10 protein-coding genes and 1 pseudogene are annotated in these 12,413 nt (G+C 45.2%); 4 read left to right on the top strand and 7 right to left on the bottom strand.

Features of this window, described 5'->3' with window-relative positions:
• Positions 1-3,877 (bottom strand): annotated as a pseudogene (locus GV030_RS17360) (hypothetical protein); the annotation flags it as partial.
• Positions 3,878-4,527: 650 nt separating this feature from the next.
• Positions 4,528-5,229, bottom strand: a complete 702-nt coding sequence (locus tag GV030_RS17355; protein ID WP_159584625.1) for an NAD-dependent deacylase — start codon at positions 5,227-5,229, stop codon at positions 4,528-4,530.
• Between the two features lie 101 nt (positions 5,230-5,330).
• On the opposite strand from GV030_RS17355, the gene GV030_RS17350 reads away from it, so the two are divergent.
• The 4 genes from GV030_RS17350 (at position 5,331) to GV030_RS17335 (ending at position 8,004) form a co-directional block, all read left to right on the top strand.
• Positions 5,331-6,014, top strand: coding sequence for a hypothetical protein (locus GV030_RS17350; RefSeq protein ID WP_159584624.1), 684 nt, complete (start codon positions 5,331-5,333; stop codon positions 6,012-6,014).
• Positions 6,011-6,382: a membrane protein insertion efficiency factor YidD gene (gene yidD, locus GV030_RS21710; RefSeq protein WP_159584623.1), complete on the top strand. Its 372-nt coding sequence runs from the start codon at positions 6,011-6,013 to the stop codon at positions 6,380-6,382. Before GV030_RS17350 ends, yidD begins: the two co-directional genes overlap by 4 nt.
• A gap of 82 nt (positions 6,383-6,464) precedes the next feature.
• A complete protein-coding gene (locus GV030_RS17340) occupies positions 6,465-7,232 on the top strand; it encodes a hypothetical protein (protein ID WP_159584622.1) in 768 nt (255 codons plus the stop codon).
• On the top strand, positions 7,180-8,004 hold the full coding sequence (locus tag GV030_RS17335) for a hypothetical protein (protein ID WP_159584621.1): 825 nt from the start codon (positions 7,180-7,182) through the stop codon (positions 8,002-8,004). Before GV030_RS17340 ends, GV030_RS17335 begins: the two co-directional genes overlap by 53 nt.
• A 45-nt stretch (positions 8,005-8,049) precedes the next feature.
• On the opposite strand, the gene GV030_RS17330 is transcribed toward GV030_RS17335, so the two are convergent.
• The 5 genes from GV030_RS17330 to GV030_RS17310 all read right to left on the bottom strand — a co-directional run bounded on the left by GV030_RS17330 (position 8,050) and on the right by GV030_RS17310 (position 12,405).
• Entirely contained in the window at positions 8,050-8,442 is a 393-nt protein-coding gene (locus tag GV030_RS17330) for a TM2 domain-containing protein (RefSeq protein WP_159584620.1), read from the bottom strand.
• 146 nt (positions 8,443-8,588) lie between these two features.
• A complete protein-coding gene (locus tag GV030_RS17325) occupies positions 8,589-10,004 on the bottom strand; it encodes a pyridoxal-dependent decarboxylase (RefSeq protein ID WP_159584619.1) in 1,416 nt (471 codons plus the stop codon).
• A 24-nt stretch (positions 10,005-10,028) separates the two neighbouring features.
• Positions 10,029-10,661, bottom strand: a complete 633-nt coding sequence (gene rsmG / locus GV030_RS17320) for a 16S rRNA (guanine(527)-N(7))-methyltransferase RsmG (protein WP_159584618.1) — start codon at positions 10,659-10,661, stop codon at positions 10,029-10,031.
• Positions 10,661-11,272, bottom strand: coding sequence for an RNA polymerase sigma factor (locus GV030_RS17315; RefSeq protein ID WP_159584617.1), 612 nt, complete (start codon positions 11,270-11,272; stop codon positions 10,661-10,663). Before GV030_RS17315 ends, rsmG begins: the two co-directional genes overlap by 1 nt.
• Positions 11,260-12,405 carry a glycosyltransferase gene (locus GV030_RS17310; protein ID WP_159584616.1) on the bottom strand — a complete coding sequence of 382 codons (1,146 nt, stop codon included), beginning with the start codon at positions 12,403-12,405 and terminating at the stop codon, positions 11,260-11,262. Before GV030_RS17310 ends, GV030_RS17315 begins: the two co-directional genes overlap by 13 nt.
• Positions 12,406-12,413: the final 8 nt, after the last annotated feature.

Raw genomic sequence — 12,413 nt, 5'->3', positions numbered from 1 at the left:
TACCATCATTGTCATCATCTCCGCTGGGGTCAATGGCTTCACCATTGGACTCCTGAGCATCGGTGATGCCATCATTGTCAGAGTCTGCATCATTTTTATCAGCGATGGCATCCCCATCGAAATCACCTCTGAAGAGGTAATCGGGGATGGTTACACCACCTTCGGTGAAGTCATCAGACCAGTCTCCATTGCCATTGACATCTTCTCCAGCTGTGGGCGATCCGTCATTGTCGTCATCATCATCCTGCCAGTCGCTTTCGTCTGATCCATCGGTGTTTTGCAGGGGAGTATTGTAGTTTTCAAAGAGATCGAGCAGTCCGTCACCATCAGAGTCGTCGGAGAAGGTGCCGGAGCAGGCGGATGTAAGGATGAGGGAGAAGTTATCAAAGGTTAGTGTGCCCGATGCCCCGGATTTATAGGTCCATAGCTCTATGAAAGCAGTTCCAGCCGGGGCAGTAGCATTAACCGTATAAAGGGTGTAGGTGGTTGCCAACACCTGAGCTTGAGGTTCGCTGAGTCGGGTGCTGAGGTCTTCATCCCAGAAGGTAATGCCTATGCCGGTATAGCCAGGGCTTCCGGCTATTTTGGCGTAACCAGTAAACTGAAAAGCCTGGCCTTGTTCTGCGGGAATGTACTCAGAGACATATGTTCCTCCCTCTGATGGTCCTACGAGAATGGCAGAGCTGCCCGATTGCGCATCAGAGGTCACAAAGACTTCCCCTGAGAACCCGGAAAGTCCATTCAGTCCATTTTCAAAATCTGCATTTTCGGATCTGAGCAGACCAGGTGTTGAATAACCAGCACATGCATCAGTGTCATCGATAGATCCATCGGCATTGGTGTCCAAATCAGAGATTCCATTTTTGTCGGAGTCCCACCCTTCAATCAGGTCCACTACGCCATCGTCATCAGCATCTGTGTCTATATAGTCAGGGAGCCCATCTCCATCAGTATCTACCGGGGTGAGTATCGTGCCACCTATGATGGGATCATAAACATCTACCAGTCCATTGGAGTTGGTGTCATTGTTTTCAAAACCGATAAAAATTGAACTCTGCTGTGCTTCGATGTAATCTCGGATGCCATCATTGTCAGAGTCAATGTCCAGATAGTCTTTGTACCCATCACCGTCAGAATCCGGAAGTGGGAGCGCCACGATCTGCTGTTGATCATTGAGTCCATTGCCATCGGTATCTGTAAAGTCGGCAATCTGGCCTGTGGCTGTATTGGCTGTACCTCCAGCTTCGTAGGTATCTACAATGCCATCGTTGTCCGAATCAAGATCCCGGAAATCAGCCAGACCATCTCCATCTGTATCAGGATTTGGGAGTGGGGTGGAGTCAAGGGTGTCGTCTACTCCATTCGGTGCAGCTACATAGTTAGGAGTGAATGATTGACATTCTGGAGAAACAATGGTATAGTTCTGATCATTTCTCCCTGTGACGGTGATCCCGGTGGTACCGTTCTGGTTCAATCCCTGAGTCATACCTCCGCCACCATCGGGGTTGAGGTTGGTCGTAACTACCCTGATTTCGTTGGTGGTTTCATGGAGCTGAAGTTGACCTGTAAAGGTTCCGTTCTGACCATAAAAGGGTACATTTTGCAGGTAAATAATAAATATCCTATTGGGGGCGGTTCCGTTGGTTCCGTATGTAATGGTACCCCCGGAGTTTGGGGTCATGTCGACATGATGGAACGCGATGGTGTTTGGGTATGTGCCAGATGGATATGGATCGGGCCTCCAATCCGTGCCTGGATCAATGTTATTAAAGCTTACCCAGCCATTACTATTGAGGTATAAGCTACTGTTGGCTGCAAATGTGGTGCCGTAAAACTCAAAGGCAAAGGGCAATGTGATCTGTCTGGTTTGATCATCTGCCCATCCGGTGAGGGTGGTAGGGGTGGTGATGGTAGTCACTGTGGAGCTACAACCTGTGGAAATGGAATACCCACTGAAGGTGAGGCCTCCACTCACGTCGGTGAATCCATCCAGTTTCCCATCATTATCACTATCGGTGCCTCCAGCCTCTACCAGATCGGTGATGCCATCATTGTCCGAGTCTAAATCAAGTGAATTGGGAACACCATCTAAATCGTAATCAAAGTTGTCATTGATGCCATCACCATTGATGTCTGCCCAGTTGTCAGATGCATCTACATCTCCGTCTCCATCCACATCCGGATCGAGGTAGTCAGGTACTCCATCGCCATCCGTGTCAGCATCATGGTCTCCCTCATCTGTATCAGGTACTCCATCATTGTCACTGTCTTCATCCTGGGCATCGGCCACTCCGTCTCCATCAGCGTCGCAGCTGTAGGTGAAAGAGATGTTTTGAGTATTGATCTGATAATACCCAAAAGACCAGGTATTGATCAGGTCATCATCACCACTTGTCCAGGTATGTAATGAGGTATTCGTTCCGTCCAGTTCCACTTCTGGGTTTACTCCAGTGAAAATGTCGCTATCGTCCCAATAAATAAGGTTGAAACTGGTATTTGGTCTGATATCCAGCATGTTCATTCCCTGGTCATTTTCTTCCACGTCCCAAAGAGGAACATGAATAGGGCCTGAGGTAAATCTTCCTGAAATGGTCAGATTTGTTCCTGAGGGTACTGCAGCACCAAAGCCATTGAGCCCGTCCCAGCGAATCACGTGCTCTCCTTCGGTGGTTATCTCAGCTTCAATGATCACGTCTTCTGTGCCATCCTGATAGCCGTTAGTACCATCCAGATCTACGAGCACCGCTATCTGCCCAACTTGGTTGCTTTCAAAGAATATTGCTGCAGCACCTCCACCTGTACTCGCATTACAGTAGACATTGGCATCCGTAATGGAGATCGTCGGTAATACGGTCGTAGGGTAAAGGTCAACGTCCGGGTTGTTAATGAAGAGGTCATATTCTATTTCTGCAATTTCATTGGTTACACTCATGCGGTAATCCTGAAAGTCGGTGATTCCATCTCCATTGGTATCTCCATCGGTACCGTCTGTTCCCTGAGAGTTGGCATAAACCACCAATGAAAATGGATTAAGGCCGCCAAGCTGTACTTCTTTGATGTAATTGCCGGCATCACCGCCATCGATGGTGGAGGGTACCCTTACATAGAAATTAACCTCATCGGCTAATAGGTTATCAAAATCCTGAGCGGTAAGGCTCCATCTCGTACAATGCATACGTCCGGGTTTCTCTTCGTTGCCGTCATACACTGAGAAATCCCAAAGGTCATACCAGCTTCGTTCATCTATATCGGTAGTTCCTCCATCGTCCTGAATAAAGGCAATGTAGAAATCCTGATCCCCTTCCGGATCGTTGTTGGTGTATTCTATTGGGGTGTACCCACCTGCATTGTAAGTATTGGAATTGTGGGTGAACTGTGGGCCTAACAATGAGGAAGCTACTGAGGTAATGACTCCAGGCTGACCAGCATCTAACCAGGCACCATGGTTAGGACTGTTGTCGTTGGTGAGTGTATTGCTGTTGACAACATTGCCATCGCTATCATACACCACGATGGTCAAATATTCATGATTATTGTGCTCAGTGGCCGAGTTGGAGTAAGAATTACCCCCCGAGTACCTTACAGGGATTCGTCTGATTCCATATCGCAGTGTTTCGCCGGCTTTCAGGCGAATGTAGAGTCGCTCATTGGCAGGAGCGGAAGGGTCGAGAAAATTGTCGGTAGCTCCTCCAAATCCATCATGCTCCAGCCATGCAAATTGATTGTTGGCTGATCCAGGTGCCACCAATGAGGTGGTATCTCCATAATTTGGGGCGAGGGTTCTTGAGCCTTCACCAAAAGCGATATTTGCACTTCCAACAAGCAGAAGTACAAGCCAGATATTCGAGCGGTAAAGTGAATGTTTTTTTCTGGTCATATTAAACGAAAGCATGAAATGTGAATTTGAGCTGTATGGTATGAATTCCCTATTTTTTTTAGATCAAACAGCGAATAGTATCGTTGAGTCTAACTTATTGATTATGAGTTTTTTTAAGCACATCATGTGTGTATTATCTAAATCAGTAGCTGTTCTTGATAAATTCCCTACAACGATATGATGAGATTTGACAGATGCTGTATTTATGTACTCCGATGACCACCAAAGTGTATCGAAAGAGGTACTTCTTATATTAAGTGGTTTTGATTGGACGGGAAGTGCAAATCTTCTGATTTTAAAGGTCTCTTCGAGGAAAGATTTATCTCTCACATGAGGCACATATTCATTGCCAGATGTTGGGTTGACAATGGAGTAATGACGAATACCTGTGATCGATTGGAATATCTGTTCATCTGTAGAGCTAAAATTGACCTTTACAGAGGTCAAAAGCTTAGGCTTGAATAAGTTTATCACTTCAATTGTATTATAGGCGGTACAATACTGAATTTGCCAACAGGAACGTACAAGAAAACCTGTACTAGTACTTGTTTTTAAATTCCTTCTAGAGTGAGTAACTAAATTTTCCAGTAAACCTGTAGCTGAACCGCTAATTTAAGCTTATTTATTAGAGGTACGAAACAGATAAACGATTAGATTTTTCTAAGATTATTGCTTCTGATTATATCACAAACAATGGCTAATCCTTCAGTGGCTGATTTGGGAAAATAGTGGAGGTTAGGAACATGGTCCAATGCTGGCAGGTTGGGGTCGATGATGTACTTGGGGATGTGGTTGTCTACAAAGCTGAGTAAACCGGCAGCAGGATATACCACCAGAGAGGTTCCGACCACTATGAAAAAGTCTGCTTCCTGTGTGTGCTTGATGGCCAGATCCATCATAGGTACGGCCTCTCCGAACCAAACAATATGTGGTCTTAGCTGAGAGCCTTTTCCGCAGAGATCGCCGAGGTTAAGTTCCCACCCGTCCAGCTCATAAATGAGTGATTCGTCTATGGTACTTCTTACTTTAGAGAGTTCTCCATGTAGGTGAATGACATGGGAACTACCCGCTCTTTCGTGCAGACTATCTACATTTTGGGTGATAATGGTGACATGAAAATCCTGCTCCAGTTGTGCGAGTACGGTATGTCCTATGTTAGGTTTTGCGAATAACGCCTGTTTACGTCTTTGATTGTAAAAGTCAAGAACGAGTTCAGGGTTTCTCCCCCAACCCTCAGGGGTGGCTACATCCTCAATGTTGTGACCTTCCCATAATCCTCCTGAATCACGAAAAGTGCTGATGCCGCTTTCTGCACTGATGCCTGCACCGGATAGGACAACGATTTTTTTCATGATGACTTCCGTGTTTGTTATGAGCCTTAAATTAGATCATTGTTTCAAAAAATAAATCCTTGATCTTTGGTAATTTGGCACCTTCTGAAATTTAGCATCCTATGAATATTATCCTTTCATTTTTGATTTCGTTTACGACCTGCGTCCAATTAGATTTTGATTGGGTTAGTTTTAGCATGGTAAAGCGGTCTACTACACACGGGATGGTTTCCAGAATAGATGCCCGGGTGTTCTATAAGCCCTCTGGCAAGATGGTGACCCATTTCATTAGCCCCATTGATATGTATGTTTTGAATAATTCATTGGGTAATGTTGAGATATTCAACACGAAGGAGAATACAGTTGTCAAGTCTTTGGATAATCGAATGGGGAGCCGAAACACTACCTTTTACTATTTCTTGTTTGGTAGCAGTGAGGATTTAGGTTTGAGCGAAGCGGGTTTTTCACTCCGAGAGTCGAGAATAGAGGACATGATGCTGGTAACAGAATATACCCCACCTGCCGCTATGGGAGGTTTGGAGAAAGTAGAGCTTGTGAGTAATGGTGATCATCCAGTTTTTATGGGGTACCTCGACAAGGATGGGAAATACCTAAAGAAGACTTACTATTATGATTATCGGATGGTTCGTGGTGTTGACTTTCCTATGTCTATTACAGAGATAGACTTTCAGAAAAACGACTCTACCATTACAAAGACTACTTTTTCTGATTTCAGATTTAATGTACCGGAAGATCAGGAGTTTGCTGATTTCAAAACACCTAATACTGCAACTTTACTGGAATGAAGGCTTTAGTAATCGCAGGGGCTTTAATAATGATGTGTCACTTGCTTCACGGGCAAGATGAGCAACGAGATTTTGAGCTTGTATTGGAGAAATTGAGTATAAGAGAGGCTCCGGCTCATCAACGCAGTTTTTTCTTATTTCATTTCTATCAGAAACACTTGTCTAATCAGATCCTCAATGATTGTATTTATGATCAATCTTGTTCGGAGTTTAGCAAATTGTCTTTTGCGGGTTATGGTTTGTTCAAGGGGCTGTTTCTGACGGCCGACAGACTTACCAGATGTAACAGAGCGACCTTTGCTGAAACTTCTCCAGCCTTAATCAATTTACAGGGTAAGGTAATAGATCATTGGGATGACTATAAGTAAGAGAAGTTTTCTAATTCACATAAGCTTATTAGGTTCTCTTTGGTCATTTGGCCAGGGGTTTTCAGACAATGATTATCAATTCTTGTTGCATCTCGAATTCATTTCGGCTTACGATGAAGGTGTCTTTTGGCTGGAGCAAAAGGAGTTGGTTTTAGGAAGAACAGACACGACTGCTTTTCATCTGGGAATGTTTGAGTACTTCCGGAAAAACAGGGCGAGCTCGATACGTTTTTTTGAGGATGTAACTCGTTCAAATCTCAATTTTTGGAATATATCCAGGTTTTATTCAGGATTACAGTATGCCTATCTTGGTGATTACGCCAAAGCGAATCAGGTTTTGATGCAGACGGATAGTTTGTCCGAGCTACATGCTGAGCTTCGGAAGCTGAGTTTGGCGGGATTGTCTTTGCTTGATCATAATTTTGAGCGCTTTGAGTCCTTTCAAACTTCCTTTGATCCTAATTATTATCAACTTGTTGACCATCAGCAGGCCCTATTGGACACCTACCATGTGATGCGGGATCGAAAAGCCAAATCTCCTGTGATTGCCGGCGTGCTATCGGCCATCATACCAGGTGGAGGGAAGTTTTATTTGGGCAAAATAGGGCAGGGTACCATGAGCCTCATGACGAGTACCATTTTTGCCTTGCAAGCTTATGAAGGGTATCGGAAAGACGGCCCTAAAAGTGCCTCCTTTATTGTTTTTGGAAGCATCTTCTCCATTTTTTATGTTGCCAATATTTGGGGGAGTGTGGTCGCCGTTAAGGTGGAAAATGTGAATTTTAACAAAACGAATCATGATGCGATATTGCTTCATATGCATATTCCTATACGGTTACTTTGTAAGTAGCGGACAGGATGTTTTGTGGGGGACGAACGCCGTTGAGACACGGGAAGATGTACTTAAAAGCGCACTAAGCTTTGAGCGACAAGCTTTTGAAGAAAGTGACTTGTCCAGGAAGGGCTTTTTTCTGTTGCAGAAATCTTATTGTTATAAGAAAATAGGTGATTATCAATCGGCACTGGATATACTCAACCGGGTTAAAATTCCGTCAAGAGATACTTTGAACAGAGCATTGAAGTATGAGAAGATTCTGCTCAATTATTTACTTGGTAACTATCAAAGGAGTTTTGACGAATTATTGAAATACAGATTGTCTCAGGGTACATCTCAGGGGGAGGTTGATGGTGATATACTGATTTTGGAGATTTTGAATCTTATTGGCTTAAACAAGTGGGAAGAAGCTAAGGAATTGACCCTGATGAATGCTGATCATTTGGGTACAGATAGCGAGCAGGTGGAGGCTTTTTTTTCGGGTCGGCTCAAGCCTAAAAACCCTGATAAGGCATATACCTTGTCTTTGTTTCTGCCGGGAGTGGGGCAGATGTATTCAGGTTACTTTTTAAAAGGAGTACTTTCAGGGGGTATTCAGACACTGTTAGTAGGTTTTAGTGCTTATAGCTTACATCAAGGTTATTTCTTCACCGGAGGGATGACTGGGGTAGCTTTATTCTACACGTTTTACCTTGGCGGAGCCAGACATGCGAGAGAATTGGCTGTAGCAAAAAACAAAGAGCGAGCCAGAGAAATAAGCCTGAAATTTATGAAAGGGGTGAAATAAAAAAAACCCTCGTGAAGAGGGTTTTTGATATCATTTGAGACCTTACTAGTTAAACATGATAAGGCCTTTCTTATTCACATAAGCGCTGATGTCTTCATTGTTGATGACCAATACGATCAAATCAACAAGAGGTAATATTCCGAAGATTCCACCGCAGGTGAAGAAATAACCCGCAATAATTCCCGGAGGTGTACCGAGGTATACCCTGTGAACACCAAGACCACCCAAGAAGAAATCTAAAGCTACGGCAATCCACACATTTTTTTCCTCCTGAATCCCAGCTACAGAAAAAGGATTGTCTAAAGCAACTTTTGAATCAATTGAAATGGCCTGCTCCATGATGGATTCAACTTTGGAGTCATCGATAGCGTATTTTCCGTTCGAAAGGCCCACAAAGGAATAGCCCAATGCGAAAACAATAAGTAAGAATTTTTTCATTTTAAAAAGTGATTATAGTTTAGTCAAACATAAGAAGCAATTATGTGAAAAAGAAGAGGATGATGAGTTAAAGTTCCGTTGTTCAGAAAGTGCCTCATTCTCAATGTTTTCGTAAACTGACCTGAAATGGAAGATGGATCCAACCTTTACTTGGAGAGCGCATCACTCGTTTTAACCAACCATCCCCATAAATTTTCCACGTGCTTTTTTTCCAACCTGGTCTGACCGAGTACCACTCTTATGCCGTACAGGCCATTTACCTTAGTGTGAGTGACGTAAGCCTTGCCGGATTGGTTGATTTGGGTGAGGATGGTTTCATTGAGTGCATTTAATTCCTCCACGCTTTTACCGGGAGGATTGTACCGAAAGACCACCATGTTTAGTTTCTGGGGTGTGAGCAGCTCAAAGTGTGGCGTTTGCTCAATCTGACTGGCCAGCCAGCCGCCATAGTCAATGTGTGTTCGGATGGTGGACCGCAGGAGGTCTACTCCGTAGGTTCGCAGCACAAACCACAACTTGAGGGCCCGGAAGCGCCTGCCCAGCTGTATCCCCCAGTCTCTGTAATCATTTACCTGTCCCCGGGTTTTTGTTTTGAGGTATTCCGGGAGTATTTCAAAGGTTTTGATCAGGGCTTCTTTGTCTTTCACATAGTAGGCACTGCAGTCAAAATTGGTGAAGAGCCACTTGTGCGGATTGAAAACAAAACTATCAGCCAACTGTAGTCCGTCTCTGAGCCAGTCCAGTTCGGGCAGCACAAGCGCACTTCCGGCATAGGCGGCATCTACGTGAAGCCAGACCTGGTGTTTATGACAGATTTCTCCAATCTGTCTGGTGGGATCGAAGGCCAACGTGCCGGTGGTGCCCATAGCTGAAATCACCATGCACGGCACATACCCATGAGCCAGATCATTTTGGATGGCTTTTTCGAGTTCGGATGGAATCATGGCCAGCTCGTCATCCACCGAGATTTTCACGAGGTTCTCGCTTCCCAGCCCGGCTATTTTCACCGCCTTATCAGCAGAGGAGTGGGTTTCCGTAGAGCAGTAAATCCTTAATTTGCCTACTGAAGTGCCTTTCCTGTTGGTTTGAAAATCAGTTCTCCATTCGCGGGCGGTCAGCAGGGCGGTCAGGGTGGCTGTGGAGGCTGTGTCCTGGATCACTCCATGCCAATCAGAAGGCAGCCCCATCATCCCTTTGAACCATTCCATCATGCGCTCCTCCAACTCAGCGGCGGCTGGTGAGGTTTCCCAAACCATACACTGCGCGCCTATGCCTGCCGTGAGTATCTCGGCAATGACTGACGGATAGCTGGAGTTGCCAGGAAAATAGGCATGAAAGTGTGGATGTTGCCAATGGGTAATCCCAGGCATAATGATGGTGTCCAGATCACTCATCAGGGCCTCAAAAGGCTCCCCGCTAGCTGGGGGTGATGCAGGAATCTGGTTGTAAATGTCTTTTGGAGCTACCTGTGATTTTACGGGGTATTTTTCGATCTGCTCCAAATAATCGGCCACCCAGTCCACAGCGGCATGGGCGTTTTTTCTAAATTCCTCGTGGTTCATGGGAGGGTGGTTTTACGATCCGGCTTATACCGGAATATAAACGATCTTTTTAGTCTCGAAAAAGGGATCTTCGAAATAATCGCTGATAGCAACGACACTATGGGAGCGGCCAAGCTCCTTCATCTCCTCGTCCAGTTCTCCTCCTTTGAGCAGTAAGTACCCATTGGCCAATGTGGGATGGTCAGTTGAGTGGATCATCTGATGGGTCCAGTTGTAGAGCTGTCTGGTTCTGGCCACAGCTCTGGATACGATGAAATCAAACTTCTCTTTGATTTGTTCGGCGCGGATATGTTCAGCATGCACGTTGGTCAGCCCAATGGCCTGGGCCACTTCCTGCACTACTTTGATCTTCTTGCCTATGCTGTCTGCCAGAAAAAAAGAAGACTCTGGGAAAAGGATGGCCAACGGAATACCCGGAAACCCTCCGCCCGTGCCAATGTCCAGTAATCGGCTTCCCGGTGGAAACGAGATGAATCGGGCAATGGCCAGACTGTGCAGGATGTGTCTGGTGTAAAGTTGGTCAATGTCTTTTCTGGAGATGACATTGATCTTTTCATTCCATTCGGTGTATAGCCCCGAAAGGGCTTCAAACTGCTTTTTTTGGGTTGCAGAGAGATCGGGAAAGTGGTCAAAGACGACCTGAACACCACTTGACATCAAATGTGCTTCTTTTTGTCTTTCACCAATTCATACATGAGCTCGCGTGCCCGGTGGAGTTGAGCTTTCACAGTACCCAATGGAGCTTCCAGCTCAGTAGCGATCTCCTCATAGGAGAGTTCGTCGAAGTACCTCAACTTGACGAGTCGCTGATACTTCGGAGGTAGCTTGGTCACAAACATGCGTACCAGCTCGATCTTCTGAGTGTTGATCGCCTCTTCGTCCGGTGTACGCTCGGCATCCTCCACATCGATGTTTACAGACTCACCGCTATCATCCGTAAATGACGTATTGAGGCTGTAGGTTTCCAGTTTTTTCTTTCTGATAAAATCGATGGCGTTGTTGGTCGCTATCCGAAAAAGCCAGGTACTGAAGGTGTAATCCTTTTTGAAACGCGCCAGGTTTTTGAATGCCTTTGCAAAGGCTTCAATGGTAAGATCCTCGGCATCATCTACGTTCCGCACCATTTTGAGGATCATATGGTATACCGGCTTTTTGTACCGGCTCATCAAGTCAGCAAAAGCCGACTCATCATTGTGCAACGTTGCTCGATCGATGAGTTTGAAATCCTGAAGGGCCTTTTCTGAAAACTGCCTTTTTACTTCTTCCATCTAATATTCTTTACAAACATGGCCCTGACACCTAGCAGGGGTAAAAAAATCGCATAGATCAAATCCACCAGCGGAAACCAAATCCTATTAAAAGGCATCCCGAGGTTATTGGCGATTTTTTTGAAAAATACTCCTTTTACCAGTATCAACAAGCCGAACAGTACAATAATTCGTGAAGAATACTGAAAAGAGAAGAGCAAATATAGGAAACAAAGCCATAGAACACCGTGAGTAGAGGCCCTTATAAAATGGGCGGTTTTCACTGCTGGTTGGTAATGCTTTCCCACTGACAAATGCCTTGTTTTCTGCTTGAGATACCCTTTCCATTTACGTTCTGGAGAGGAATTGGTTAAACTATCTGATTTAAAATTAATTGCCGCGTTGTGTGGAGTGGTTATTTTCTGCACCAGTAGGTCATCGTCACCTCCCACCACTGCCTCAAAGGGATGGAATCCCCCTGCCTTACGGAAGGTACTTTTCCTGTAGGCGATGTTTCTGCCCACTCCCATATAGGCCCTGCCCTGATAGGCCGCTGATGTGTAATGGATCGCTGTTTGCAGCGTTTCATATGTCGTGATCTGACTGATCAGGCCTGGCTGTGATTCATAGGGACTTATCCCAAGAATGAGTTCTGTCTTCTCTGAAGTATACGGAGCAAAGGAGGCTATCCATTGGTCAGAAACCGGCCGACAATCAGCATCAGTGAGTAGAAGCCATTCATTGTGAGCTGCATTTATTCCTTGCGTCAAAGCGTACTTTTTCGGGTTGAAACCATCCGGTACAGCGGGGACTTCTATGGTCAATACCTGAGCACTATTCACCGATTGCATAAAGGCAATACTTCCATCAGTGCACCTGTCCAGGACGATGATGATCTCAAAATCCACGTACTGCTGGGCCAGTAGCAGCGGCATCAGTTTCTTCAGGTTTTTCACTTCATTGTGAGCACAGACAATGACCGAAAAAGGAGGAGATAGGGTGTTGAGTTGTGTTGTGGAGCTTTTACGGAGCAGGGGCGCAATGGTCTGAGTGATCAGCAAGAAATGAAGAAAGGCAAATGTGTAAAAAAAGTACTCCAAAACACGATAGGGCTTAGTGGGTAAAGATAGGAGCCACAAAATGGTGATATTCATACCAAGCC

The organism is Marinoscillum sp. 108 (assembly GCF_902506655.1).
Lineage (GTDB): Bacteria > Bacteroidota > Bacteroidia > Cytophagales > Cyclobacteriaceae > Marinoscillum > Marinoscillum luteum.
Note: the sequence above shows the minus strand (reverse complement) of the source record. Positions and strands in the feature narration are given on the sequence as shown.